Annotated in this window: 20 protein-coding genes; 17 read left to right on the top strand and 3 right to left on the bottom strand. The window is 65.7% G+C overall.

Going from position 1 to position 25,900, the window contains the following annotated elements:
* The first annotated feature begins 64 nt into the window (after positions 1–64).
* A complete protein-coding gene (locus tag JQ627_RS03060) occupies positions 65–805 on the top strand; it encodes an aspartate/glutamate racemase family protein (RefSeq protein WP_212482663.1) in 741 nt (246 codons plus the stop codon).
* 11 nt (positions 806–816) lie between these two features.
* Complete coding sequence (hydA, locus tag JQ627_RS03055; RefSeq protein WP_212483153.1) at positions 817–2,226, top strand: dihydropyrimidinase; 1,410 nt, start codon at positions 817–819, stop codon at positions 2,224–2,226.
* A 26-nt stretch (positions 2,227–2,252) separates the two neighbouring features.
* Here hydA and JQ627_RS03050 read toward each other — a convergent pair whose 3' ends face one another.
* Together JQ627_RS03050 and JQ627_RS03045 are read right to left on the bottom strand one after the other, a co-directional pair.
* Positions 2,253–3,293 (bottom strand): tripartite tricarboxylate transporter substrate binding protein, encoded by a 1,041-nt coding sequence (locus JQ627_RS03050; RefSeq protein ID WP_212482662.1) that lies wholly within the window; start codon positions 3,291–3,293, stop codon positions 2,253–2,255.
* A gap of 208 nt (positions 3,294–3,501) precedes the next feature.
* Positions 3,502–4,188, bottom strand: coding sequence for a siderophore-interacting protein (locus tag JQ627_RS03045; RefSeq protein ID WP_212482661.1), 687 nt, complete (start codon positions 4,186–4,188; stop codon positions 3,502–3,504).
* Positions 4,189–4,217: 29 nt separating this feature from the next.
* Here JQ627_RS03045 and JQ627_RS03040 point away from each other — a divergent pair, with 29 nt between their 5' ends.
* A complete protein-coding gene (locus JQ627_RS03040) occupies positions 4,218–4,430 on the top strand; it encodes a hypothetical protein (RefSeq protein WP_212482660.1) in 213 nt (70 codons plus the stop codon).
* Here the strand turns inward: JQ627_RS03040 and JQ627_RS03035 are convergent.
* Positions 4,427–5,395 carry a LysR family transcriptional regulator gene (locus tag JQ627_RS03035; protein ID WP_212483152.1) on the bottom strand — a complete coding sequence of 323 codons (969 nt, stop codon included), beginning with the start codon at positions 5,393–5,395 and terminating at the stop codon, positions 4,427–4,429. The genes JQ627_RS03040 and JQ627_RS03035 overlap by 4 nt on opposite strands.
* Positions 5,396–5,569: 174 nt before the next feature.
* Here JQ627_RS03035 and JQ627_RS03030 point away from each other — a divergent pair, with 174 nt between their 5' ends.
* The 14 genes from JQ627_RS03030 to JQ627_RS02965 all read left to right on the top strand — a co-directional run bounded on the left by JQ627_RS03030 (position 5,570) and on the right by JQ627_RS02965 (position 25,899).
* A complete protein-coding gene (locus tag JQ627_RS03030) occupies positions 5,570–6,190 on the top strand; it encodes a UbiX family flavin prenyltransferase (RefSeq protein ID WP_212482659.1) in 621 nt (206 codons plus the stop codon).
* Positions 6,191–6,218: 28 nt separating this feature from the next.
* A complete protein-coding gene (locus tag JQ627_RS03025; RefSeq protein ID WP_212482658.1) occupies positions 6,219–7,640 on the top strand; it encodes a UbiD family decarboxylase in 1,422 nt (473 codons plus the stop codon).
* A gap of 124 nt (positions 7,641–7,764) precedes the next feature.
* Positions 7,765–8,604, top strand: coding sequence for a helix-turn-helix transcriptional regulator (locus JQ627_RS03020; RefSeq protein ID WP_212482657.1), 840 nt, complete (start codon positions 7,765–7,767; stop codon positions 8,602–8,604).
* 142 nt (positions 8,605–8,746) lie between these two features.
* Positions 8,747–11,758, top strand: coding sequence for a molybdopterin cofactor-binding domain-containing protein (locus tag JQ627_RS03015; protein ID WP_212482656.1), 3,012 nt, complete (start codon positions 8,747–8,749; stop codon positions 11,756–11,758).
* Positions 11,755–12,570, top strand: coding sequence for a xanthine dehydrogenase family protein subunit M (locus tag JQ627_RS03010; RefSeq protein WP_212482655.1), 816 nt, complete (start codon positions 11,755–11,757; stop codon positions 12,568–12,570). The genes JQ627_RS03015 and JQ627_RS03010 overlap by 4 nt, the downstream gene beginning before the upstream one ends.
* The gene (locus JQ627_RS03005) at positions 12,567–13,085 is read left to right on the top strand and encodes a (2Fe-2S)-binding protein (RefSeq protein ID WP_212482654.1); all 519 of its coding nucleotides are present in this window, start codon (positions 12,567–12,569) and stop codon (positions 13,083–13,085) included. The genes JQ627_RS03010 and JQ627_RS03005 overlap by 4 nt, the downstream gene beginning before the upstream one ends.
* Positions 13,078–14,622 carry an AMP-binding protein gene (locus tag JQ627_RS03000; RefSeq protein WP_212482653.1) on the top strand — a complete coding sequence of 515 codons (1,545 nt, stop codon included), beginning with the start codon at positions 13,078–13,080 and terminating at the stop codon, positions 14,620–14,622. The genes JQ627_RS03005 and JQ627_RS03000 overlap by 8 nt, the downstream gene beginning before the upstream one ends.
* Before the next feature lie 29 nt (positions 14,623–14,651).
* A complete protein-coding gene (locus JQ627_RS02995) occupies positions 14,652–15,458 on the top strand; it encodes an enoyl-CoA hydratase/isomerase family protein (RefSeq protein WP_212482652.1) in 807 nt (268 codons plus the stop codon).
* Between the two features lie 73 nt (positions 15,459–15,531).
* The gene (locus JQ627_RS02990) at positions 15,532–16,863 is read left to right on the top strand and encodes an MFS transporter (protein WP_212482651.1); all 1,332 of its coding nucleotides are present in this window, start codon (positions 15,532–15,534) and stop codon (positions 16,861–16,863) included.
* 63 nt (positions 16,864–16,926) lie between these two features.
* The gene (locus JQ627_RS02985) at positions 16,927–18,624 is read left to right on the top strand and encodes a GMC family oxidoreductase (protein WP_212482650.1); all 1,698 of its coding nucleotides are present in this window, start codon (positions 16,927–16,929) and stop codon (positions 18,622–18,624) included.
* 101 nt (positions 18,625–18,725) lie between these two features.
* Entirely contained in the window at positions 18,726–20,159 is a 1,434-nt protein-coding gene (locus JQ627_RS02980; RefSeq protein WP_212482649.1) for an NAD-dependent succinate-semialdehyde dehydrogenase, read from the top strand.
* Positions 20,160–20,339: 180 nt separating this feature from the next.
* Complete coding sequence (locus JQ627_RS02975) at positions 20,340–21,887, top strand: PLP-dependent aminotransferase family protein (RefSeq protein WP_212482648.1); 1,548 nt, start codon at positions 20,340–20,342, stop codon at positions 21,885–21,887.
* Between the two features lie 425 nt (positions 21,888–22,312).
* Entirely contained in the window at positions 22,313–24,322 is a 2,010-nt protein-coding gene (locus JQ627_RS02970; RefSeq protein WP_212482647.1) for a hydantoinase/oxoprolinase family protein, read from the top strand.
* Positions 24,319–25,899, top strand: coding sequence for a hydantoinase B/oxoprolinase family protein (locus JQ627_RS02965; RefSeq protein WP_212482646.1), 1,581 nt, complete (start codon positions 24,319–24,321; stop codon positions 25,897–25,899). Before JQ627_RS02970 ends, JQ627_RS02965 begins: the two co-directional genes overlap by 4 nt.
* Position 25,900 lies beyond the last annotated feature (1 nt).

Below are 25,900 nucleotides of genomic sequence, written 5' to 3'. Positions count from 1 at the left end.
GCAGGCGAGGATGATCGTCTGAGGGGCGCAGCGGTGCGCTCCCCCAATGGGGCGACCGTGATCGATGTCAGTTCAGCGCAAGCGCCTCGGCATGATCACGCCGTCCTCCAATTCGGTGCTGGAGCCCGTCACCAATTCGATGCTGCATGGCGTCGCCGGCGTCACCGCACATTTCTCGCGCTTCCGCGTCACCGAGATCGCGCTCGATGCCGTGGCGCTGAGCCAGTTCGATGCCTCGGTGATGCTGCCGGCAGCGGACCTGCTGGCGGACGCCAGGGTCGACGCCATCGCCTGGAACGGCACCTCGGCAAGCTGGCTCGGCGTCGCCCGTGACCAAAACCTTTGCGAAGCGATCCCGGCGCGGACCGGCATCCCGGCGACGACCTCCACGCTCGCCTGCATCGACGCTGTCCGCGCGCTCGGCGCCAGACGTGTCGGCCTGGTCTCGCCCTATACGGACGACGTGCAGCGGCGTATCGGCGATGTCTGGGCCGGGGAGGGGATCACCCCTCACGCTGAGCGGCATCTCGGCCTGCGCGACAATTTTTCCTTTGGCGAGGTCGCGCCCGCAACGATCGCAAAGCTGATCCGCGCCGTCGCGGCGGAGGGCGCGGATACCGTGGTCGTCCTCTGCACCAATCTTGACGGCGCCGCGCTGGCGGCCCCGCTCGAACGGGAGTTGGGCATCGCCGTGCTGGACTCGGTCGCGGTCACGCTGTGGCGGACGTTGCAGCTTGCCGGCGGCGACATCGCGGCCTTTGCCGAGTGGGGCCGGATTTTCCAGACATCAGCGATCATCAAGTGACGGAGACAGATGTGACGCAGCTCGATCTCGCCATTCGCGGCGGCACCATCGTGACGGCCAGCGACGAATTTCGTGCCGATATCGGCATTCGCGACGGACGCATCGTCAGCATCGCCGACCGCATTGAAGGTGCGGCGCGCGAGATCGACGCGACGGGCCTGCTGGCGCTGCCGGGCGGCATCGACAGCCACGTCCACATCTCCCAGGCCTCCGGCCCCGACGTGGTGATGGCCGACGATTTTGCCTCGGCGACGCGCGCAGCGGCGGCCGGCGGCAACACCATGGTGCTGCCCTTCGCGCTCCAGGAGAAGGGGACTTCACTGCGCACCTGCGTCGAGAACTACCGCAAGCTCGCCGAGGGCGAGTGCTACATCGACACCGCCTTCCACCTCATCATTTCCGACCCGACCGCGGTCGTGCTCGGGCAGGAGCTTCCGGCCCTGGTCAAGGACGGCTACACCTCGTTCAAGGTGTTCATGACCTATGACGACCTCGTGCTCAGCGACAAGCAGCTGCTCGAAGTCTTCGATGTCGCGCGCCGCGAGGAGGCGCTTGTGATGGTCCATTGCGAGGGCTATGACGCGATCCGCTTCCTCACCACCAGGCTGGAGCGCGAAGGCCACATCGCGCCCTACTATCACGGCGTGTCGCGGCCGCAGGCCGTCGAGCGCGAGGCGACGCATCGGGCCATCAGCCATGCCGAAGTGATCGGCGTTCCCATCATGATCGTGCACGTCTCAGGCCGCGAGGCGATGGAGCAGGTGCGCTGGGCCCAGCAGCGTGGGCTGCCGGTGCATGCGGAAACCTGTCCACAATACATCACGCTGACGGCCGACGACATGAAGGGCCTGAACATGGACATGTCAGGCGCGAAATATGTCTGCTCGCCGCCGCCGCGCGATGCCGAAAGCCAGCGGGCAATCTGGGAAGGCATCACCACCGGCGTGTTCCAGACCTTCTCGTCCGATCACTGCCCGTTCCGCTACGACGATCCCAAGGGCAAGCTGACGCCAAACTCCCGTACCTCGTTCCGCTGGGTGCCGAACGGCATCCCCGGCGTCGAGACGCGGCTGCCGATCCTGTTCTCGGAGGGCGTCTCGAAAGGACGGATCAGCTTGCAAAAATTCGTTGAGCTGACAGCGACCAACCATGCGCGGATCTACGGCCTCTATCCGCGCAAGGGTTCGATCGGTGTCGGCTTCGATGCCGACATTGCGCTGTGGGACCCCAGGCTGACCAAGCCAATCCGGCAGACCGACCTGCATCACGGCGCGGACTATACGCCGTGGGAGGGCTTTGACGTCACCGGTTGGCCCGTCACCACCATTGCGCGCGGGCGCGTGGTGTACGAGCAGGGCAAGATCGTTGGCGACAAGGGCGCGGGCGAAGTGCTGAGCCGCGGCAAGTCGAGCCTGGTGTGACCGTCACATCGAAGCGATGTGGCTGATCACATCGGCTCGATGCCGATCTTCTTGATGATCCCGGCCCATTTCGTGGTCTCGGCGGTCATGAAATTCGTCAGGCCTTGCGGGTCCATCACCAGCGGCTCGGCGCCCTGCTCGACGAAGAGGGCGCGCACCTTCGGATCGTTCACGGCTTCCACCATCGCCGCATAGAGCTTGTCGACCACGGCCTTGCCGGTGCTCGCAGGCGCCAGCAAAGCGAGCCAGGCCGCGCTCTCGTAATTTTTCAGACCTGCCTCGGCCGCGGTCGGCACTTCAGGCAGCGCGGTCATGCGCTTGTCGCTGGCAACCGCGAGCGGGCGCGCATCGCCGCTTTTGATCAGGCTGAGGACGTTGGGCAAGAGCTGGAAGCCGAGCGGGACCTGGCCTGCGATGAAGTCCGGCGTGTAAGCGGCGATGTTGCGGTAGGGAACGTGCGTGATCTCAGTGCCCGTGAGCTGCTCGAAATAGGCGGCCGCGAGGTGTTGAGACGAGCCGACGCCGACCGTCCCGTAGTTCAGCTCCCGGGGATGCGCCTTGGCGTAGTCGATCAGCTCGGGCAGCGATTTCGGCGGCAGCTTCGAATTGATCACGATGACATTCGGCAGCGTGGCGAACAGCCCGATCGGGGCGAGATCCTTCAGCGGATCGTAAGGCAGATCCTTGTAGAGCGACTTGTTCGCCGCCAGCGGGCCGGAAGTGCTCATCAGCAGAGTGTAGCCGTCCGGGGCCGCATGCGCTGCGGCCGCGGTGCCGATATTGCCGCCGGCGCCGGGACGATTGTCGACCACGAAGGCCTGTCCCAGTGACGTGGACATGCGGTTGAGCAGGATGCGGGTAATGACATCGCTGGCGCTTCCGCCGGCAAAGGGCACGAGCACCTGCACCGGCCGGACGGGATAGTCTTGTGCTTGTGCGGGACACAGCCCGGTGGCGGCGAGAGCCGCGCCGGCGCCGAGCGAGAGCAGCGACCTCCGGTCAGGACGAAATCCCTCGCGCTGCTGCTGAGTGCTGTCCGTGATCTTGCTGCGATCGAACCGTGTCATCTCGGACTGAATCTCCCGACTGTGTCTTGTTCTGCCAGACCTGGGACCGTCCGGGACAAGAGTCATCGGGATGAGCACCAGGTCGCGATTTTATGCGCCTGGACCGTAGTTATCTCGTGAATGCGACCGTCATGCCTGCTCGTCTCAAAACTTACCAACGCGTCTCATTTTGCTATGGGCGCGACATCTTGTCCGAGTGAATCGGGGCTTAATCCAGCCCGGTCTTGCCCGGTGCCCAATAGGCTTTTGCCTTGATCCGCGATGGCGCGACGCCCGCAGCTTTCAGGGCGCGGCTGACGCGCTGGATCGAGGATGCGTTGCCGGTCAGGACGAACTGCGCGCCGTTTGCAGCAAGGCGCAGCATTTCCGCCTCGACGGCCGTGAGATGCTCCTCGCTGGCGCTGCGTGTGATCAATCGCGCCTGGCCGAGGTTGACGGCATTCAGCACCTGCTGCGATTCCGCTGCGTCAGCGACTTCGAACATGTGGAGCGCACCGCCGGCCCGCAGATTGTTGCGCAGAGCTGCAGCCAGGCCGAACGAGGTCTCGTCGCCGAACAGGACGACAGGTGCCTCCAGGCCGGCAAGATCGAGGGAGCGGCGTGGGCCGAAGAAATGGCAGGAATCGTCTGCGCGCAAACCGCGCACCCAGCAACTGCCCGGGCCGTCGCCATGGGCGAAGGCGAGCAGCCGCGTCCTGCCGTGGCCTGTGTCCCACGACATCGGGGTATAGGTGCGTGCGCTGAGGCCCGCGCCCATCGCGACCTGGATCTTTTGCCCCGCAGTCCAGGCGGCGTCCTTGAGGGCCTCGCCTTCGAGCTCGATGAGTCGAAAGCGTGGTGAGAGGGCCTCGATGGCAGTGACGCGCGCCGGGTGCATCAACCAGCGCAGCAGCATTCGTGTGAGCCGTCCTTGCGGTGGCTGTGATGGTCCGGAAATTTGCAGGGCTTGGCCGGGCCCGTTCAAGGCTTCGCTCCCTTCTCGACTGGTTGAGTTATCTGGTTTTGATCGTGAGCTCGTTGCCGCGTCCGGGGGCGGCGGTTGGTGATCGGTCCGGACGCGATGAGCTGGGTGCAGGTAATATCTGGCTCGCGATCGCGACTTTCAACGCGGTCGGCCCGGATCTCGATCAGTTCTAACCGGTTCGCCTCCGCGGCTTCCTGCGCTCCTTGCGGGACGTTGAGCTCGTCCTGCCGGAGGCAGGCTCCACGAATTCTCTTGCCACGGCGGCGGCCTGCGCAAGATCATGGCTGATGACGTCGAGCACGGCCTTGGCCGCGACCGACACCGCTCGCCGCGGGTGATGAACCCAGGCGATCGAGCGCACGATCTTCTGCTCGTCGAAGCGATGCGCCCGGATGGCGCCGCTCGCAAGCGATTGCCGGAGCGCGATGGTCGGCAGCACCGTTGCGAAATCGGTGGTCGCGATGACGTCGCAGAGGGCCGGGAGGGTGTCGAGCTCGAGCCTTGGCCGCAGGTCGATGCCGAGAGCGGCGGCGTGCTCGTCGAGGATCAACCGCAGGCCGTGACGTTTCGAGGGCAGCACCAGATCGAAATTCGCGATGTGGTCGAAACGCAGTTTTACCGGAGGCTTGATCGGGCCGTCCTTTCGGCAGGCGAACACCATTTCCTCGTCCATGACGTGGTGGGCGGCGAGGGGCGTCCTTCGGCGTGGCACGTTGATCAGCGCGAAGTCGAGCTGGCCGGTGTTGACCCAGTCGACCAGCGTCTCGGTGTAACCCTCGCAGGCGGACAGCGTGATCTCGGGATAGCGACTGGCAACTGTCGCCGACGAACTCGCCATGGTGCTTTGCGCGACCGAGGTGATGAGGCCGACCGAGACGCGACCGGAGATGCGACCGCCGAGCTGGGCCATCTCCTGCCGCGCATACTCCGCATCCCGTACGATCGGCGCCGTCAGCCGCACCAGCGCCTCGCCGGCACTGGTCAGCGTCATGCCCTGGACGCTGCGATCGAACAGCTTCTGGCCGAGCTCGGCCTCGAGCTTGGCGATCTGCATACTCAGCGCCGGCTGCACGATGTTGAGCTGGCGCGCGGCCCGCGTGACGTTCTTCTCCTCGGCCAGGCACAGGAAATATTGCATCTGCCTGAGTTCCACGGGGCCCGTCCTTCGTTCGCCGATCTTGCTCGCGGTCCATCATCTCAGATGATGAATGATATAATCAATCATTATTTGTGCTGATGGGTGCCATTCCCTAGTCTTGCGGCGGGCCACGTGACCTCAGGGGGCGTGTGCCCAGGGAGCGAAATCAGACATATGCAGGACGCAACGCCCAAGCGGATGATCATCGGCATTTCCGGCGCCTCGGGCGTCACCTATGGCGTGCGCCTGCTGCAGCTGCTGCGCAATGCCGGCGTCGAGACGCATCTGGTGATGTCGAAGACCGCCGAGGTGACCTTTGCCTACGAGACGGACCTGAAGATCGCGGAGGTGAGGGCGCTCGCCAATGTCTGCCATGCGATCGACGACATGGCCTCGGCAATCTCCAGCGGCTCGTTCCGCACCGCCGGCATGATCGTGGCGCCGTGCTCGATGCGCTCGATGTCCGAGATCGCCTCAGGCGTGACCACGACGCTTTTGACCCGCGCCGCCGACGTCGTGCTCAAGGAGCGCCGGCGCCTGGTGCTGATGGTGCGCGAGACCCCGCTGCACACCGGGCACCTCAGGACGATGACGGCGCTGTCCGAAATGGGCGCGATCATCGCGCCGCCCGTGCCGGCGTTCTACGCCAAGCCTGAAAACCTCGAAGACATGGTCGAGCACACCGTCGGCCGCGTGCTTGACCTCTACGATATCGACATCGGCGTGGTGCGCCGCTGGGGCGAGGACGAGGCGCTCAAGCGCCGCTCGCCGTCGCTGCGCAAGATCGCGCCCTGACGTGAAGACCTGAGGAAAGACCCGTTACATGCAAATGGAAACTCCGGCCGGAAAGAGCGCCAAGGCGCAAGCCGATCTGCGCGGCTGGCTCGCTCATCTCGCTGAACGCGGCAAGCTCGCCATCGCGCGCGAGGGCATCGGGCTGGCCGACGAGCTCGCCGCCGTCGCCAAGCGGCTGGAGCGTGATAGCGCCGTATTGTTTCCGCGGCCGGACGGGCACGAGATTCCTGTCGTAGCCAATCTCTTTGCCGGCCGCGATTGGGTTGCCGATTCCATCGGCGTCACCGAGGACCAGCTGCTGCCGCGGTTCCTGGCTGCCGCGAGCAATCCGCTACCCATCCATGAGGTCGCGAGCGGGCCGGTACAGGAGGTGGTCCACGAGAATGTGGACCTGCTGCGCCAGCTTCCGGTTCCCAAGCACAATGAGCGCGACAGCGGTCCCTACATCACGGCCGGGCTCCTGATCGCACGCAATCCCCGGACCGGCGTGCAAAACGTGTCGATCCACCGCTGCCAGATCTCTGGCAAGAACCGCATCGGCGTGCTGCTGCTGCCGCGGCACACGTTCTCCTATTATCGCCTCGCGGAAGAGTTGGGTCAGGCGCTCGAGATCGCGATCGTCATCGGTGCGCATCCGGCGTTGATGCTGGCTTCGCAGGCGATTGCCGCGCTGGACGAGGACGAGATGGCGATTGCAGGCGCGCTGCTCGGCACGCCGGTGGACGTCGTCAAATGCCGCACCAATTCGGTCCGCGTGCCCGCCCATGCGGAAATCGTGATCGAGGGACGCATTCTTCAGGGCGTGCGCGAGCCGGAAGGTCCGTTCGGCGAATTCCCCCAATATTACGGTCCGCGCGCCAATCGCGAGGTGATCGAGGTTGATGCAATCACCCATCGCAAGGCGCCGATCTTCCACACCATCGTCGGCGGCGGCTTCGAGCACCTGATTCTCGGCGGCGTGCCGCGCGAGGCGACGCTGCTGCAGCACCTGCGCCGCAGTTTTCCCAACGTGCTCGACGTCCGTCTCACGCGCGGCGGCACCTGCCGCTATCACCTCGCCATCAAGATGGACAAGGCCAATGACGGCGAGCCCAAGAACATCATGATGTGCGCCTTCGGTGCGCATTATGACATCAAGCAGGTGGTCGTGGTGGACAAGGACGTCGACATCTCCTCGTCCGAGGAGATCGAGTGGGCGGTGGCGACACGCTTCCAGGCCGACCGCGACCTCATGGTGGTCGCGGGCGCACTCGGCTCGAAGCTCGATCCGACCACCGACAACGGCATCAGTGCCAAGATGGGCCTGGATGCGACCGCGCCCGTCAATGCGCCCGAGCTCGCCTTCAAGCGCATCCGCGTCAAGGGCGAGGAGGACGTCGATCTGGCGACCGCCTTGCAGGCCGACCCGAGTGCCGCGGTCGCGCGCCTGCTTGCGGAGGCGGGGACATGAGCGGGTTACCGCCCGGCTGCAACTTGCGTCCGTTTGCGCGATTGGAATATGTAGCTGGTGCTGCTTATAGTGCCGCGCCAACAAGCCAACCATTTTGCGGCGCAATGCCGGGAGGAAGGAACTGATGTCGACGGCCCTGCGCATCGCTCATGGCGCTTTCGGCAGGGTCGCTCTGCTCGACATGGACCGTTCGCTGGTCCGGCACGCCCATCACCATTGCCATGTCCTGCTCAAGGTCGAGGGCGCCGACACGCAGTTCCTCGTCGGCGACCAGGTCACGCCGCTGACGGACACCGCCGCCGTGCTCGTCGATGGCTGGAAGCCGCACGCCTATGTGCACGACGCCAATCGGCCGCGCACACTCATCATGGCGCTCTATATCGAGCCGGAATGGCTGAAGGAGTTCCGTCCCGGCTGGGCCGCAAGCGGCGCGCCTGGCTTTTTCGAGCGGCCATCCGGAGAGGTGTCGCCGCGCATTCGCCAGCTCACGTTGCATCTTGCGGCTGAAATGATGGCAAATCCGGACGCGGTGCGGACCCATGAGCAGACGCTGTCGGACCTCATGATCGCGGTGATCGAGCGTTTCACGCCCTGGCGCAGCTTCCCGACGTCGATCCGTGGCATGAGCGCGGTGAGCTGCGACTGGCGTATCCGCCGCGCGATGGACGCGATGCGGGTGCATGATTCCTATGCCAATGTCGATCAGTTCGTGAAGGGCGCCGGCCTGTCGCGCGCGCAGTTCTTTCGCCTGTTCGAGACCTCGCTCGGCGTCTCGCCAAAGCTCTATCTCAACGTCGTCCGCATGGAGCGCGCGCTCGATGCCGTGATGCGCGAGGACACGCCGCTTGGCGAGCTCAGCGAGCGTTTTGGTTTTCCGGAGCCCGCGCATTTCACGCGGTTCTTCCGCGATCATGCCGGCGTCAGCCCACGCGAGTTTCGCAACGTCTCGCGTCTCGCAGGTTGATTCTTGCGGACTGATACTGCGCTGCACGCTCTCGAATGAGACGATTTGGTAAGTCGTGAGAGCGGGCGGTATGGGCCCTGCACGCCTGTCCTGACAAACGTCACCGTCGCGTCAAAGAACGCGTCGGGAGGTATGCCGGGACATGGTGCAGGCTGCGGTTCAATCCGCAAATTCGGTTGATCAAGGTGGCGACAGACCGTGGGTCGGGCGTTCGATCGAGCGCATCGAGGATGCCGCGCTGCTCAGCGGTCGTGGCCGCTTCATCGACGATCTCGGCGTCCTGCCGGGCACGCTGCACGCGACGATCCTGCGTTCGCCGCACGCACATGCCGATATTGTCTCGATCGATACTGAAGCCGCAAAGCGCCTGCCGGGTGTTGCTGCGGTTCTGACCGGCGAGGACGTCAAGGCGGTCACGACAACCCTTGTTGTCGGCGTGAAGGCGCCGGTTGAGTGCTGGCCGATTGCGATCGACCGCGTGCGCTATGTCGGCGAGCCCGTCGCTGTGGTTGTGGCGACCGACCGCGCCCGCGCCGAAGACGCCGCCGAACTCATCAATGTCGAATATCGCCCGCGCGGGGCCGTCGTCGATCCGCTTGGCGCGATCGCCCCGGGCGCGCCGGTGCTGCATGACGGCTTCCCCGGCAATCTCGCCAGCGAGCGCGCGTTCCGCTACGGCGACTCTGAGAAGGCCTTTGCGGAGGCGCCGCATCGCTTCTCAATCGATATCAGATATCCCCGCAACTCCTGTACGCCGATCGAAACCTACGGCGTCGTCGCTTCGCATGACGCCGGCGAGGATGCCTACGAGGTTCTCGCAAATTTCCAGGGCCCGTTCAGCATCCACACCGTGATTGCGCGCGCGCTGAAAGTGCCGGGCAATCGGCTGCGGCTGCGCACGCCGCCGGATTCCGGCGGCAGCTTTGGCGTCAAGCAGGGCGTGTTTCCCTATATCGTGCTGATTGCCGCCGCCGCGCGCGTCACGGGTAAGCCGGTGAAGTGGATCGAGGATAGGCTCGAACATCTCACCGCCTCGGTGTCGGCGACCAATCGCGCGACGACGTTGTCGGCGGCGGTCGCAGCCGACGGAAAAATCCTCGCGCTCGACTGGGACCAGGTCGAGGATTGCGGCGCGCATCTGCGGGCGCCCGAGCCGGCGACGCTCTACCGCATGCACGGCAATCTGACCGGTGCCTACGACATCCGTCACGTCAAGATTCGCAACCGCGTCGTCGTCACCAACAAGACGCCGACGGGGCTCAACCGCGGCTTTGGCGGACCGCAGGTCTATTTCGCGCTGGAGCGTCTGGTGCAGCGGATCGCGATCGGCCTTGGCCTCGATCCGCTCGATGTCATCAAGCGCAATCTGATCGATGCCGGCGCGTTTCCTTATCGCACCGCCACCGGCGCATTGCTCGACTCCGGCAACTACCAGGGAGCCGTCGCGCGTGCCGTGGAGCAGGGCAGACTTGCCGAACTGAAGGCGAAGCGTGACGAAGCTCGCGCGCAGGGACGTCTCTACGGCATCGGCTTCACCGCGGTGGTCGAGCCCAGCGTCTCCAACATGGGCTATATCACCACCGTGCTGACGGCGGCCGAGCGCCGCAAGGCCGGGCCGAAGAACGGCGCGCAGGCAACCGCCACCGTCGGGCTCGATCCAGTCGGCAGCGTCACGGTTCACGTCGCATCCGTGCCGCAGGGGCAAGGCCATCGCACCGTGCTGTCGCAGGTCGTCGCGGACGTCTTCGGCCTCCAGCCGAGGGATATCCGCGTCAATACCGAGATCGACACGGCCAAGGATGCCTGGTCGATCGCCTCGGGCAACTACGCCAGCCGGTTCGCCGCGGCGGTGGCAGGTACGGCGAAGATCGCAGCCCAGCGCGTCGCGGGCAGGCTTGCGCGTATCGCCGCCGGCCAGTTGAACGTCGAAGCCGCCGACATCGTGTTTGCAAAAGGTTTCGTCGCATCAAAACACAATCCGGAGAACCGGATCGCGTTCGCGCGTGTCGCCGCCCTCAGCCATTGGTCGCCGGGCTCGCTGCCTGATGATGCCGGCCAGACCATCCGCGAAACCGTGTTCTGGACGCCGCCGGAGCTGACGCCGCCCGACGAGGACGACCGCATCAACTCCTCGCTCTGCCACGGCTTCATCTTCGACTTCTGCGGCGTCGAGATTGACCGCACGACGCTGGAGACGCGGATCGACCGCTACGTCACCATGCACGATTGCGGCACCATCCTGCATCCCGGCATGGTCAACGGCCAGATCCGCGGCGGCTTTGCGCAGGCGCTCGGCGCCGCCCTCTATGAGGAATATGCCTACGCCGACGACGGCAGCTTTCTGACGGGAACGCTTGCCGACTATCTGCTGCCGACCACCACCGAGGTGCCGGAGCCTGAGATCATCCACATGGAGACGCCGTCGCCGTTCACGCCGCTCGGCGCAAAGGGTGTCGGCGAGGGCAATTGCATGTCCACGCCGGTGTGCCTTGCCAATGCGGTCGCGGATGCGCTCGGCGTTGCCGACATCACGCTGCCGCTGGTGCCGGCTCGACTGGCGGAACTTGTGCGCGGCGCCGAACCGCCGCCTCCCGCAGGCGGTGCGACCGCTGCACCTGTGCGTGAGGGCGATCGGCGGCTGCGCGGCGAGGGCGAGGCTTCTGTGAAAGGCGCGCCCGAGCAGGTCTGGGCGATGCTGCTCGATCCCGCCACGCTGCAATCCGTCATTCCCGGCTGCCAGAGCGTCGACAAGATCACCGACACGCATTTCCGCGCCGACGTCACGCTCGGCATCGGCCCTGTCAGTGGCCGCTATCGAGCCGATGTCGAGTTGTTCGATCTCGATCCGCCGCGCGCAGTCACCTTGCGCGGCGGCGCCACGGGGGCGCTTGGCTTCGGCAACGCCGAAGGACGCATCACGCTCGCGCCTGACGGCAGCGGCGGCACAAAGCTCACCTACAGCTATGACGCTGCCATCGGCGGCAAGGTCGCCAGCATCGGCGGCCGCCTGCTCGATGGCGCGACGCGCGTCATCATCGGCCAGTTCTTCACCGCGCTCGCCCGCAAGGCCGGCGGCGGTGGTGCGGAGGGCGGCGGTTTTTCGCTGTTCGCGGTGCTGGCGAAGATCGCCAGCCTGTTCGGGGGGCGCCGATGAAGCCGCCCGCATTCGATTATCTCCGTGCCGAGAGCGTTAGCGACGTCCTCGAAGGTCTTGCTCAGCAAGGCGGCGACGCACGCGTTCTCGCCGGCGGGCAGTCGCTGATGGCGATGCTCAACATGCGTCTCGCCAAACCAAAACTGCTGATCGACATTATGCGCTTGAAAGAGCTGCGCAAGATCGAACGGCAAAAGGACGCCGTCGTCATCGGCGCCGGCGTGCGCCAGGCCGATTTGCTGGCATGGCCGGACCTCGCCGAAGCGTTGCCGCTGGTGGCGCTGGCTTTGCCGTGGGTAGGGCACGTGCAGACTCGCAGCCGCGGCACCATCTGCGGCTCGCTCGCGCATGCCGATCCCAGTGCCGAGATGCCACTGACACTGGTCGCGCTCGGCGGCGAGGTGCTGTTGCGCAGCGCCAAGCGGCGGCGGCGCGTGGCGGCCAAGGACTTCTTCGCCGGCATGATGCTGACGGCACGCAGCGACGACGAGCTGATCGAGGGGATCTCGCTGCCGGTTACCAGGGGATCGCGTTTCGCGTTCCGCGAGGTCGCGCGCCGGCACGGCGATTTCGCCATCGTCGCCTGTGCCGCGATGAAGATTCCGACAGGCGTGCGTCTCGCCGTCGGCGGCGTTGCCGACGTGCCGACCGCGCGCGACTGGCCGCGGCTCGAAGGGACTGCGCTCGACGATGCCCTCAACGCCTTCGCCTACGAGCTCGGTGCTCGCGACGACGTCCACGCCACCGCGCGTTACCGCCGTGACCTCGTCCGTATGATCGGCCGCGACCTGATCGGCGAGGTGCTGCAATGAGCCGGCTCAAGGCAGATCAGCGTCATGCTGTCCGTTTCTCGCTGAACGGCAAGCCCGTCGAGGGCGAGGCCGAGCCGCGCATGCTGCTCTCCGATTTCCTGCGCCATCAGCTGGGAGCCACGGGCACCCATGTCGGCTGCGAGCACGGTGTCTGCGGCGCCTGTACCATCGTTGTCGACGGCATGCTGACCCGCTCCTGTCTCACGCTCGCCGCGCAGGTCGACGGCTGCGAGCTGAAGACGGTCGAAGGGCTCGCACCCTCGGCCGACCGGCTCGGCGTGCTGCAGCAGGCGTTTCGCCGCAACCACGCGCTCCAGTGCGGCTTCTGCACCGCCGGCATTTTGATGTCGCTCGACCACTATCTCGCGAAGAATTCGGCGCCGACCGAGGCGGAGATCCGCGATCTCCTCAGTGGGCATATCTGCCGCTGCACCGGCTACACCCCGATCATCCAGGCGGCACTCGAAGCCGCCGCCCAGCTCGCTTCATCCAAAAAAGAGACGTCAGATGCTTGATCTCGCCAGCAGCTTCATGGCCAGCGCCGCGCGCGATCCCCACGCCATTGCATTGGTCGACGGCGATCTCCGCCTGACCTACCGCCAATGGTACGACAAGATCTCCTCGCTCGTTGCCTCGTTCGACCGCCTCGGCCTCAAGCCCGGCGATCACGTTGTCACGCTGCTGCAGAACCGCTGGGAAGCCGCGAATCTGCACTGGGCCTGCCAGTTCGCAGGTCTCGTGATCACGCCGATCAACTGGCGCGCCAAGGCCGACGAGCTCGATTACTGCGTCGAGAACGCCGAAGCCTGCGCGATTATCTATCAGGACATCTCCGCCGAGGCGGTGCAGGGCTCGACACTATCAGGCAAGTTGCTGCGTGTGTCCGTCGATCCCGGCGCAGGCGAGGCGACCAGCTTCGCCGATCTGATCAAGGACAGCGCGCCGGATGCCGAGCCGCGCGTCGGCACCGATGCCTGGTCGATCATGCTCTACACCTCGGGCACGACCTCGCGCCCGAAGGGCGTGCCACGCCGGCACCGCGCCGAGCGGGCCGCTGCGATCGCCCATGTCGCGCAAAACCTCTACGGCCGCGGCGAGCGCACGCTCGGCGTGATGCCGCTCTACCACACCATGGGCGTCCGCTCGCTGCTGGCGATGTCGTTGATCGGGGGAACTTTCATCTGCCTGCCGCGCTATGACAGCCGCCAGGCGCTGGCGCTGATCGAGAAGGAAGAGATCACCAATCTTTATCTGGTGCCGACGCTCTATCACGACCTCGTCCATCATGAGGCCTTTGCCAAAACCGACGTCTCCAGCGTGCGCAAGCTCGGCTTCGCCGGCGCGTCAATGACCGATGGTCTGCTGAAGAAGCTGAATGAGGCGTTCAAGCCGGAGCTGTTCGTCAACCACTACGGCAGCTCCGAGATCTACACGTTCACGATCGACCAGAACGCCGCGGCCAAGCCCGGCTCGGCCGGAAAGGCGGGGCTGAACCAGCACGTAAAGGTCGTCCGCATCGGCGCGCGGTCGATCGCGGATCTCGCCGCAGTCGGCGAAGAGGGCGAGATCATCGCCACGCTCGCAGGTGACGAGTCCTTCGAAGGTTATTGGCGCCGTCCCGAGGCGGACGCCAAGTCCCTGCGCGAGGGCTGGTATTTTACGGGTGATACCGGCTTCGTCGATCCCGACGGCGATTTGTTCGTCACCGGCCGCGTTGACGACATGATCATCACCGGCGGCGAGAACGTCTCGCCGGTCGAGATCGAAAGCTGCCTGTCGCTGCATCCCGCCGTGGACGAGGTCGCGGTGGTCGGCGTCGCCGACGAGAAGTGGGGCAAGGTCGTCGCCGCCTTCGTCAAGCGCAACCGCGCCGTCTCCGATGTCGAGCTGGAGCAGTTCTGCCGGACCTCCGGCCTCGCCAATTTCAAGCGGCCGCGCCGCTACGTCTTCGTCGACGCGATCCCGAAATCGCCGGTCGGCAAGCTGCTGCGGCGACTGCTGGTCGCCGGAGAATACGAGGCCGAGCGCCTGCCGCCGTCGGACGCGGCCTGATCATCAATCATCAACGGAAGGAAGCACAGATGCCGTCACCCTACACATTTGCCGATCCCCGGCTGGCCAAGCTCGACGGGTTCAAGGTCGAGATCGACGAGGCGCATGAGCGCGCCGACATCATCCTGGGCCGTCCGCCCTACAACGTCGTGGCGATGCCGCAGCGCGACCAGCTGCGGCTGACCTTCGAGACCTTGGACGAGGATCCGCGCGTCCGCATCATCGTGGTGCGCGGCGAGGGCGAGCACTTCTCCAGCGGCGGCAATATCGGCGGCTTCATGGAGGCAAGCCCCGAGCACGTCTCCAAGCTCGCCTGGAACATCGCGGCACCCGCGCGCTGCGCCAAGCCTGTCATCGTCGCCAACCGCGGCTATTGCTTCGGCGTCGGTTTCGAGCTGTCGCTGGCCTGCGATTTCCGCATCGCCTCCGAGACCACGCAATACGCGCTGCCGGAGCAGAAGCTCGGCCAGATCCCGGGTTCCGGCGGCTCGGCGCGGCTGCAGAAGATGGTCGGCATCACCCGCACCAAGGACATCGTGATGCGATCCAAGCGCATTACGGCGAAGCAGGCCTATGAGTGGGGTATCGCGACCGAGTGCGTGCCGGATGCCGAGCTGGAGAAGGCGACCGACAAGCTGGTCGACGAGCTCCGCACCTTCTCGCCGCTGGCGCAACGCACCGCCAAGAAGCTCCTCAACGACACCGAGGATTCGACGCTCGCCATCGCGATCGAGCTCGAGGGGCATTGCTACAGCCGCCTGCGCCAGTCGGAAGACTTCAAGGAGGGCGTCGAGGCCTTCAACGCCAAGCGTCCGCCGAAATTCACCGGCCGCTGATCAAGCGACAGAACTGCCGCGGTTCGCAATGACGCGAACCGCGGCGCTACTCAAACGGGGGAGGTAAAACAAAATGGCTGAGATGGATATGCCGGTCGCAGGTGCACAAGCATCGGCGGATAACAAGCAGATGGTCAATGCGATCATCGCGTCGGTGCTCGGATGGGCGCTCGATCTGTTTGATTTGTTCATTCTGCTCTACGTGGCGCCGGTCGTCGGCGCGCTATTCTTCCCGTCGAGCAACGCGGCGCTGTCGCTGGCTGCGGTCTACGGCTCGTTCGCCGTGACGCTGCTGATGCGGCCGCTCGGCTCGGCGGTGTTCGGACATTATGCCGACGTGCACGGCCGCAAGCAGGCCATGCTGATCGCCATCGTCGGCGTCGGTGTCAGCACGGCCGCATTCGGCCTGCTGCCGACCATCGCGCAGGTCGGCGTGGTCGCGCCGATTATCTTCCTGATCCTGCGCCTGGTGCAGGGTATCTTCGTCGGCGGCGTCGTGGCCTCCACCCACACGATCGGCACGGAATCGGTGCCGGCACAGTGGCGCGGCGCAATGTCGGGCCTAGTCGGCGGCGGCGGCGCCGGCATCGGCGCTTTGCTCGCGTCCTTCATCTTCCTGATCACGTCCTCGATCTTCCCCGGCGACGCGTTCGCGGTGTGGGGCTGGCGCTTCATGTTCTTCTCGGGGCTGCTGAGCTCGCTGCTCGGCTGGTTCATCTTCCGCAACCTCGAGGAGTCCCCGTACTTCAAGGAGCTCAAGCGTCAGCAGGGCAACAAGCAGGCGAAAGTCTCGAAGGCGCCGGTCAAGGACGTGTTCTCCGGACAGTATCGCGGCGTCTTGCTGGTCAACCTGCTCATCACCTTCGGTGGCGGTGCAGGCTACTATTTGACATCGGGCTATCTGCCGAGCTTCCTGAAGGTCATCAACGCGGTCCCGAACCAGACCTCGTCGCTGATCCTGATGGGAGCGAGCGTCTCGGCGTTCTTCTCCGCGGTGCTCGTCGGCGCGCTGAGCGACCGCATCGGCCGCAAGAAGACGTTCCTCCTGATCGGCGTCCTGGCAGCCGTGCTGCTGCCTCTGTGCTATCTCAACCTCGCGGCCACCAAGGACACGACGCAGATCACGCTCTATGCGTTGGCCATCGCCTTCATCGGCAATGCGGGCTATGCGCCGGTGCTGATCTTCTTGAACGAGCGCTTCCCGACTGCGCTGCGCGCGAGCGGCACGGGCCTGTCCTGGAACATCGGCTTTGCGCTGGGCGGCATGATGCCGACTTTCGTCTCGCTGGTGAGCGGCAGCCCGGCGGAGATTCCGATGTCGCTGGCCTACTTCGCGGTCGGCGTGTTCGTGATCTACCTGATCGGAGCGATCGTGATCCCCGAGACCAAGGGTAATTTCCGCTGAGCTAAATCGGCGCGGCGGCACCTGCAGCCGCGCCGGTCCATCGAATTGTACGACGAGACGGGAATGGATGAGCTGCATTTCGACGATGTGATCGTCGGTGGCGGGTCGGCGGGCTGCGTGCTCGCCAATCGGCTTTCTGCGGATGGGAGCCGCCGCGTGCTTCTGATCGAAGCCGGGATGGACACGCCGCCTGAGGCAACGCCGCCCGAAATCCTCGACAGCTATCCGATGACGCTGTTCTACGGCGACCGATACATCTGGCCGGGCATGACGGCTGCGGCCGGCCGCAATGCCGAAGGCAAGCCTGTCATCCGCGGCTATGAGCAGGGCCGGGTGATGGGCGGCGGCTCCAGCATCAACGTGCAGTCGGCCAACCGAGGCCTGCCGCGCGACTATGACGAATGGCGCGATCACGGCGCACGCGGCTGGGGCTGGGCGGACGTGCTGCCATATTTCCTCAAGCTCGAGACTGATCTCGATTTCGACGGCCCGCTGCATGGCAAGCACGGTCCGATCCCGATCCGCCGCATCGCGCGTGAGGCGATGCCGCAGTTTGGTAAGGCCGTCGGAGGGGCGTTGTCGGCGACCGGTTTGCCGTTCCGGAAGGACCAGAACGCGGACTTCGAGGACGGCATCTTTCCGCCGGCCTTCTCCAACCGCAACGATCGGCGCGTCTCGACCGCCGCCGGCTATCTCGACGCGGCGACGCGGGCGCGGCCGAACCTGACCATCTGGGCCGACAGCGAGGTCGAGCGGCTTCAGCTCGAAGGCCGCCGCGCGACGGGTGTGACCGTCTCGCGTGGTGGACAGAAATTCACCGTCGGCGCCGCCCGGGTGATCCTCACCGCAGGCGCGCTGCAATCGCCGGCGATCCTGATGCGGGCGGGCATCGGCCCGGGAGCCGCGCTGCAGGCGCTCGGCATTCCCGTGGCCATTGATCTCTCAGGCGTCGGCAGCAATCTGCGCGATCATCCCGCGCTGACCTTCTGCCAATATCTGCCGCGCCGGCTGCGGCTGCCGCTGGCCCGGCGGCGCCCCAATTTTGCGGCGATGCGCTTCTCATCGGGACATCCGGGCTGCGATGCCTCCGACATGTACATCACGGCCTCGGCCCGCGGCGGCTGGCACGCGCTCGGCAGGCGGCTCGGGCTCTATTTCCTTTGGTGCAACCGCCCGTATTCGCGCGGATCGCTAAAGCTGGCGACGCCCGATCCCAAGACCTATCCGGTCGTTGATTTCAACCTGCTATCCGACCCGCGCGATCTCGAACGGCTCGTCGCCTCTGTCCGGCTGCTCGCAAAGCTTGTCGTCCATCCCGCGCTCAACCCGGAGGCGGGCGATTTCTTCCCGGCCTCCTATTCACCGCGCATCAAGCGGCTGAGCCGGTACAGCACGGCCAACCGCATCGTCGCCTCCATCCTAGGCCCGATGCTCGACGTGCCCGCGGGTCTCCGGCAGTTCCTGATCCGGCTCGTGCTGCTCAACGGCACCGCCTTCCAGGCGACGCTGGCCGACGACCGCGCGCTGGAAGCCTTCGTGCGGCAGAGCGTGTTCGGCGTCTGGCATCCGGTGGGGACATGCCGCATCGGAGATCCCGACGATCCCATGGCGGTGGTCGATTCCGAGGGCAGGGTGATCGGCAGCGAGAACATCTTCGTGGCGGACGCCTCGATCATGCCGCTTCTGCCGACCGCCAATACCAACATCCCCGTGATCATGGCGGCCGAGAAGATCAGCGATGCGCTGCTGCGGCATCATTGATCCCTTTTCGCCGGGCGCCTTTCGGTGTAGCTCTGCGCCCACTTATTAGGCGGCGGGCGCCAATGCTCATCGCCGCCGAAATCATGCAGGAGACACCAGGGATGTACCCGAAAGTTCAAATGTTCATCGCCGGCGAGTGGACCGACGGCACGTCCGGCAAGTCGGAGGACATCCTCAATCCCGCCACCGGCCAGCCGATCGGCAAGACCCCGCATGCCTCGCGCGCGGACCTCGACCGTGCGCTGGAGGCCGCCAAGGCCGGCTTCGAAATCTGGCGCAAGACCTCGCCATTTGACCGCTACAAGCTGATGCGCAAGGCCGCCGACATCATCCGCTCGCGCGCCGCCGAGATCGCGCCCGTGATGACCATGGAGCAGGGCAAGCCGGTCGTGGAAGCGCAGGGCGAGACCATGCTGGCCGGCGACCTCATCGACTGGTTCGCGGAAGAATCCCGCCGCGCCTATGGCCGCATCGTGCCGCCGCGGATGGGCAACGTCTCCCAGCTCGTGATCAAGGAGCCGGTCGGCCCGGTCGCCGCGTTCACGCCCTGGAATTTCCCGATCAACCAGGCGGTGCGCAAGATCTCGGCCGCGCTCGCTGCGGGATGCTCGATCATCGTCAAGGGCCCGGAAGAAACACCCGCGAGCTGCATGGAGCTGGTGCGGGCCTATGCGGATGCCGGCATTCCGGCCGGCGTCGTCCAGTTGGTGTTCGGCGTGCCGTCGGAAGTGTCGGAATATCTCATTCCGCATCCGATCATCCGCAAGATCAGTTTTACGGGCTCGACCGCGGTCGGCAAGCATCTGGCCGCGCTCGCGGGCCTGCACATGAAGCGCGTCACCATGGAGCTCGGCGGTCATGCGCCGGCGATCGTGTTCGCGGACGCTGATCTCGACAACGCCGCCAAGATTCTCTCGGCCAACAAGTTCCGCAATGCCGGCCAGGTCTGCGTCTCGCCGACGCGTTTCCTTGTGCACGAAAGCGTCTACCAGCCCTTCGTCGACAAGTTCGTCGCGGCGGCCAAGAGCCTCAAGGTCGGCAACGGCCTCGACAAGGATACCCGCATGGGTCCGCTGGCGAACCCGCGCCGTGTCGACGCCATGGAAGGTCTGGTCTCCGACGCCGTCCAGCGCGGCGCCAAGATCCAGGCCGGCGGCAAACGCATCGGCAATGAAGGCTTCTTCTTCGAGCCGACCGTGATCACCGACGTGCCGCGCGATGCGCGCATCATGAACGAAGAGCCGTTCGGCCCGCTGGCGCCGATCACCTCGTTCCGCAGCTACGACGAGGTCGTGGCCGAGGCGAACCGTCTGCCTTACGGCCTCGCGGCCTATGCCTACACCACCTCGACCAAGACGATGCAGGCGATCGGAGCCGACGTCGAGAGCGGCATGGTCTCGATCAACCATCACGGTCTCGCACTGCCGGAAGTGCCGTTCGGCGGCACCAAGGATTCCGGCTACGGCTCAGAAGGCGGCCTCGAGGCGATCGAGGGGTATCTGAACACGAAGTTCGTGACGCAGGCGAGCGTGTAAAGTCGCGTTGTCATTCCGGGGCGCGCGACTTGTCCGCCGAAGCTCGAAGAGCGAAGGCGGAAGCGTGCACCCGGAAACCATCGCACGGCGCGTGAAGAGGGAAAATGGATTCCGGGCTCGCGCCAAGTGGCGCGCCCCGGATGACGGTGGACAGGACCTGCGTTGCCTGACGGGTGAGACATGGACAACAGCCGTCACCCGAGCAAGCGCGTGTCCCTTGCCGGGATGCATATCGACCGGGCGTCGGCCGTGCCGCTGCACCTGCAGATCGCGGCGCACATCCGCGATGGCATTTTGCGCCGCGCCTTTCCGGCCGGGACGCAGTTTCTGGGATCGCGCGAGATCGCGCGCGAATTGGGCTGTTCGCGCACGGTGGTGCTGACCGCCTGGGATCTGCTCTATGCGGAGGGCTACCTTGAATCGACGCCGCGCGGCAGCGTCATGGTCGCATCGGTCGCGACGCCGCATGCGGAGCCTCCGTCAGCCACCGCGCCTGCACCCAAGCCCGCCCACATGTCGGAGCGCTGGCGCTCGCTGCTTGCCTTCGACTACGAGACCAACTGGCCCTCGGAATTCAGCCCGGGCGCGCCTGACATCTCGACCTTCCCGTTCAGGGAATGGTCACGCCTGCTGCGCCAGTCCTGGCAAAATCCGAAAGAGCAGGAATGTCTCGATCTTCCCCCCGAAGGTCATCCGCGGCTGCGCAACGAAATCGCGAACTTCCTCGGCTCCGTGCGCGGTCTCGTTTGTTCACCCGAAGAGGTCGTCGTTACCTCAGGCACATCGGGGGCGCTCGATTTCTGCAGCCGCATGATCCTCGATCCCGGCGACGAGGTCTGGGTCGAGGAACCCGGCTTCGTCGAGGCGCGCTGGGCGCTCACGGCGGCAGGTGCGAAGCTCGTCCCAATTCCGGTCGATGACAAGGGTCTCGTCGTCTCCGAAGGGATCCGGCGCGCACCGTGCGCGCGACTGATCGTGGTCACGCCGTCGCATCAATATCCGCTCGGCGTCAGCATGCGGCTGGAGCGGCGGCTCGAGCTGCTCGATTGGGCCAACAAGAACGACGTCTGGGTGATCGAGGACGATTACAATTCGGAGTTCAGGCATCAGGACAGCATGATCGCCTCCTTGCGCTCGCTCGATCGCGAGGGCCGGGTGATCTACTTTGGCACCTTCTCGAAAATCATGATGCCGAATTTGCGGCTCGGTTACATGGTCGCGAACCGGCATTTCATCGACGGCTTCTCGAAGGGGCGTGCGCGGATCGACGTCCACACCTCCGGCATCGGACAGCTCGCTCTGGCGGAGTTCATGCGGGAAGGGCATTTGCTGCGGCATCTGCGCGGAATGCGGCGGCTCTATGCGGAGCGACGCAAGGCGTTGATCGATGCGATCGCTACGCTGATGCCCGACGATCTGAGCGTATCCTCCGCCGTCACCGGGCTGCACCTCGTGGCTCTGTTCACCGACGCGATGCAGGCGCGGATGAGCGACCGCGAGGCCGCCGCACTCCTGAAGCAGGCCGGCATTCACGTGCAGCCTCTGTCGCAGAATTTTCTGGAGCAGCCGACGCGGCAGGGCCTGGTGTTCGGCTACGGGCGCCTGCACGTCGAGGATGCCGTGCCGTTGCTTGCGAGAATCGCGACCTGCCTCAGCAGCGGCTCCCGCAACGCACCATCCGACCCGGCAATATCCTCTCTTACTGTTCGTACAATAAAGGGAAGCTGAGCCGACTGTCGTGCATGGCTCGTAGGCATCTGGCCATCCCGCAACGCCGTTCAATCGCCTGTAAATTAGACAGGTGATCTTGAGAGCCTCGATTGCAGTGCAGCGGGCGTCGCGATTTGCGCGGAGAAATCCGTGGTGCGCTGCACGTTTCTCACTTGGAACGATCCGCGCTCGCCTGCACTCTGGGCGAGCACGGCTGCACCAAAACGTGCAGCCGGTGGCGCGGTGCATAACGCCGGTCGTGCGCTGGTCTAGTGGTTTGCGACAACTCTGGCCCTATTCCGAGCCCTCCGCTCTGTCGCACGCTCGCGAGCAGTGGCATGACAGGGGATGATGATGAGCGCTCTCGGTTTGGCATTGGACGTTGCAATGGACGGCAAGGACCCGGCGTCCGGTTCGGACGTCACGCGTAGCTGACCCCACACATGAGCTCCTCCGAAGATCATTGGGAAGTCGGCACCGATATCGGTGGAACCTTCACCGACATCATCGCGATCCGGCGCGGCTCCGCGGAGGCGCGGATCGCAAAAGTGCCATCGCGCCCCGACGCGCCCGTTCAGGCGATGCTGGAGGCGATCGAGGCGGTCGGCCTGCGCAAGAGCGAGGTCAAGCGCTTCGTCCACGGCACCACGCGCGTCACCAACGCCATCGTCGAGAACCGGCTGCCGAAGGTGGCGCTGGTCGCTACGGCCGGATTTGCCGACGTGCTGGAGATCGCGCGCTATCGCCGCCGCGATCTCTATCGTCTCGACATTCCGCCGAAATCCCAGCCTTTGGTGCCGCCGGAGCGATGCTTTGGACTCGCCGAGCGCCTCGATCACGAGGGGCGCGTGCTGAAGGCGCTCGACGACGCGGAGATCGAACGTCTGCTGGCGTGGCTGAAGCAGACCGGGGTGCAGAGCGTCGCGGTCGCGCTCCTTCACGCCTACGCCAATCCCGTCCACGAAAAGATGCTCGGCGAGCGGCTCAAGGGCGTCGTCGCCCATGTGTCGCTGTCGCACGAGGTCAATCCCGAAGCGCGCGAATATGAGCGGACCTCGGCCACCGTGTTCAACGCGGCGGCGATGCCGATCGCGGTGGAATATCTGAGCGAGCTGGAACAGCGGCTGCCGATCGGCCCCGGCTTGCAGGTGTTTCACTCCGCCGGCGCGATGATCCCGATCTCGGCCGTGAAGCGGCGACCGCTAGTGATGGCAATGTCGGGCCCGGCCGCCGGCGTTTCGGCCTCCGTCAGCATCGCGCGCCAGCTCGGCACATCGCGCATGCTGACGTTCGACATGGGCGGCACCACGACGGACGTCTGCCTGATCGTCGATGGCCAGGCGGAGATGACCGACGGCCGCATGCTCGGCGATAAGCCGCTGCGCCAGCCGATGCTCGCGGTTCATTCCATCGGGGCGGGCGGCGGATCGGTCGTGCGCAACGGTCCCGGCGGCCTCACGGTCGGGCCGGAGAGCGCCGGCTCCGAGCCGGGGCCTGCCTGCTACGGTCGCGGCGGCACCGAGCCGACCATCACCGACGCCAACGCCGTGCTCGGCTATCTCAATCCCGAGACGAAACTTGGCGACCGCATCGGCATCGACATCGAGGCAGCCAAGCGTGTCGTCGCGCCGATCGCGCGCGCACTTGGGCTGAGCCTGACCGAAACCGCACTCGGCATCATCAAGGTCGCCAACGCCACGATGGCCCGCGCGTTGCGCCGCGTCACGGTCGAGCGCGGCATCGACGGGCGCGACTGCACGCTGCTGGCATTCGGCGGCGGTGGCCCGATGCATGCCGCCGGTCTGGCCGATCTCTACGGAATTGCAGAGGTTGTCGTGCCCAGCGCATCGAGCGCGTTTTCCGCGCTGGGCTGTCTCACCGCCGATTTCAGCTTCCTCCAGCAGCAGACGCTTCGCGCTGCCCTCGACGGTATCGATATCGCTCGCGCGTCGGACCGGATCGGGACGCTGATCGCCGATGCCTCGGCGCCGCTGATCGCCAACGGCGTTGCCAAGGCGGAGATTCAGGTCGAACTGGTGGCGTTGATGCGCTATGCGGCGCAGAACGATGCCATCCCGGTTCCGTTTGTTTTGCCGCTCGACGTGACCAAGCTCAAGACGCACTTTCTGGCGCGGCATCACGAGCTGTTCGGTTATGCGACGAGCGAGGCCTGCGTCATCGAATCCGTACGCGTGCAGGCGCGCCGTCCGTCAACGACCGTCGTGGGCCGTCCGGCGACCGCGGTGAGGGCGGTGTCCACTGGCAAGCGCATCTGCTCGTTCGATGGCCTCCACGAGATCGAGACTGCCATCATTGATCGCGCCGCGCTGACCGACATCGTCAGCGGCCCCGCCATCATCGAAGACGCCTGGTCCACGGTGGTGGTCCCACCCGGCTGGCAGGCAAAGCCTGATGTATCAGGCAATCTGTTCCTGACGCGGAGGGTCGCATGAAGCTCGATCCGTTTGTCGTCGAGGTCATCCGGCACGGGCTTTCCGCCGCGGCCGAGGAGATGAGCTTGGTGATGACGCGCTCGGCGCGCTCGCCGCTGCTGCGCGAGGCCGGCGACCTCTCGTCCGCGATCACCGACGGCCATGGCGGCCTGGTCGGACAGGGCCGCGACATCCCGATCCATCTCGGCGCGATGGCCTACACCATTCCAGAGTTGCTGAAGGTGATGCCGCGCGACAGCCTGAACGATGGCGACGTCGTGATCTACAATGTCGGTCCGCTCGGCGGCAATCATCTCAACGACGTCAAGGTCGTGCGCCCGGTCTTCTTCGACGGCGAGATCGTGGCGTTCGCGGTGAGCCTCGCGCACTGGCCCGACATCGGCGGCACCTGGCCCGGCAGCTATTTCGCAAAAGCCATCGACACCTTTCAGGAGGCGATGCGGATTCCGCCGGTACTGATCGCCACCGCGGCCGGCGTCAGCGCGCCGATCGTGCAGCTGCTCAAGGCCAACGTTCGCGACCCCGAATCCTGCGAGGGCGATCTGCTCGCCCAGATCGCGGCAACCAAGGCCGGCGAGAAGCGCATCGTCGAGCTCTGCCGCGAGCACGGCAAGGCGGTGTTCACGGCGACGCAATCGCGCCTGCACGATCTCTCCGAGTTCGAGATGCGCGAGGCCCTGCGTGCGCTGCCGGACGGCGTCTACGAAGGCGAAGATCATCTCGACGACGGCAGCGTCAACAACGCACCCGCCCGCATCCACGTCAGGATCACCATTCGCGGCGACGAGGCCACCTTCGACCTCTCCGGAAGCTGCGACCGCGTCTCGAACTTCTGCAACACGACGCCGTTCATGGCGCGCTCGGCCGTCGCCTATGCCGCGCGCATCATGAGCGGGCGCGACATGCACCAGAATGCCGGTGCGCTCCGGCCGTTGACCATCATCACGCGTCCGGGCTCGATCCTGGAGCCGGGCTGGATGGCGTCCGTTGCCGCCGGCAACCACGAGACCTCCATGCGCATCGTCGATGCGATTTTTCGCGCGATGCAGGACACCATTCCCGAGCGACTGTCGGCCGGCGGGGCGACCACCGCGGGCGTGCTGTTCTTTGCCGAGCCGCGGCAGAACGGTTCGTGGAAGATGCTCTACGAGGTCCACGGCGGCGGCGAGGGCGCGCGGCACGACCGGGCCGGCATGTCGGCGACGCGGGTGCATCTGTCCAATACCTCGAACACGCCGGTCGAGGTGATCGAGGCGAACTACGCGGTCCGGCTCGAGCAGCAGGCTATTCGCTGGAATTCAGGTGGTGCTGGCGCTCACCGCGGCGGTGACGGCTCGGTTCGCACCTATCGCATCCTCGCACCCTCGATGCACCTGACCACCTGCATCGAGCGCATGGTGATTGCGCCGTTTGGAATGCAGGGCGGCGAACCTGGCAAGGCCTGCCGCATCTCGCTCGTCCGGCAGGGCGCGAACGTCGCGATCGACGGCAAGTCGAACCTGGTGTTGCAGCAAGACGATCTCGTCACGATCGAGATGTGCGGCGGCGGCGGCTATGGCGCCGTCTCCGCAGAGTGAG

Origin of the sequence: Bradyrhizobium liaoningense (assembly GCF_018130785.1) — a bacterium.
In the GTDB taxonomy this organism is placed as follows: domain Bacteria; phylum Pseudomonadota; class Alphaproteobacteria; order Rhizobiales; family Xanthobacteraceae; genus Bradyrhizobium; species Bradyrhizobium liaoningense_A.
The sequence above is the reverse complement of the archived record's forward strand: the minus strand, read 5'-3'. Positions and strand labels throughout refer to the sequence as shown.

What these genes read in the sequence shown, in the direction of transcription:
- JQ627_RS03060 (WP_212482663.1), top strand. Translation starts at nt 65, where the DNA reads ATGTCAGTTCAGCGCAAGCGCCTCGGCATGATCACGCCGTCCTCCAAT.
- JQ627_RS03050 (WP_212482662.1), bottom strand. Translation starts at nt 3,293, where the DNA reads ATGACACGGTTCGATCGCAGCAAGATCACGGACAGCACTCAGCAGCAG.
- JQ627_RS03045 (WP_212482661.1), bottom strand. Translation starts at nt 4,188, where the DNA reads ATGCTGCTGCGCTGGTTGATGCACCCGGCGCGCGTCACTGCCATCGAG.
- JQ627_RS03040 (WP_212482660.1), top strand. Translation starts at nt 4,218, where the DNA reads ATGGTCCGGAAATTTGCAGGGCTTGGCCGGGCCCGTTCAAGGCTTCGC.
- JQ627_RS03035 (WP_212483152.1), bottom strand. Translation starts at nt 5,395, where the DNA reads ATGCAATATTTCCTGTGCCTGGCCGAGGAGAAGAACGTCACGCGGGCC.
- JQ627_RS03030 (WP_212482659.1), top strand. Translation starts at nt 5,570, where the DNA reads ATGCAGGACGCAACGCCCAAGCGGATGATCATCGGCATTTCCGGCGCC.
- JQ627_RS03025 (WP_212482658.1), top strand. Translation starts at nt 6,219, where the DNA reads ATGCAAATGGAAACTCCGGCCGGAAAGAGCGCCAAGGCGCAAGCCGAT.
- JQ627_RS03020 (WP_212482657.1), top strand. Translation starts at nt 7,765, where the DNA reads ATGTCGACGGCCCTGCGCATCGCTCATGGCGCTTTCGGCAGGGTCGCT.
- JQ627_RS03015 (WP_212482656.1), top strand. Translation starts at nt 8,747, where the DNA reads ATGGTGCAGGCTGCGGTTCAATCCGCAAATTCGGTTGATCAAGGTGGC.
- JQ627_RS03010 (WP_212482655.1), top strand. Translation starts at nt 11,755, where the DNA reads ATGAAGCCGCCCGCATTCGATTATCTCCGTGCCGAGAGCGTTAGCGAC.
- JQ627_RS03005 (WP_212482654.1), top strand. Translation starts at nt 12,567, where the DNA reads ATGAGCCGGCTCAAGGCAGATCAGCGTCATGCTGTCCGTTTCTCGCTG.
- JQ627_RS03000 (WP_212482653.1), top strand. Translation starts at nt 13,078, where the DNA reads ATGCTTGATCTCGCCAGCAGCTTCATGGCCAGCGCCGCGCGCGATCCC.
- JQ627_RS02995 (WP_212482652.1), top strand. Translation starts at nt 14,652, where the DNA reads ATGCCGTCACCCTACACATTTGCCGATCCCCGGCTGGCCAAGCTCGAC.
- JQ627_RS02990 (WP_212482651.1), top strand. Translation starts at nt 15,532, where the DNA reads ATGGCTGAGATGGATATGCCGGTCGCAGGTGCACAAGCATCGGCGGAT.
- JQ627_RS02985 (WP_212482650.1), top strand. Translation starts at nt 16,927, where the DNA reads ATGGATGAGCTGCATTTCGACGATGTGATCGTCGGTGGCGGGTCGGCG.
- JQ627_RS02980 (WP_212482649.1), top strand. Translation starts at nt 18,726, where the DNA reads ATGTACCCGAAAGTTCAAATGTTCATCGCCGGCGAGTGGACCGACGGC.
- JQ627_RS02975 (WP_212482648.1), top strand. Translation starts at nt 20,340, where the DNA reads ATGGACAACAGCCGTCACCCGAGCAAGCGCGTGTCCCTTGCCGGGATG.
- JQ627_RS02970 (WP_212482647.1), top strand. Translation starts at nt 22,313, where the DNA reads ATGAGCTCCTCCGAAGATCATTGGGAAGTCGGCACCGATATCGGTGGA.
- JQ627_RS02965 (WP_212482646.1), top strand. Translation starts at nt 24,319, where the DNA reads ATGAAGCTCGATCCGTTTGTCGTCGAGGTCATCCGGCACGGGCTTTCC.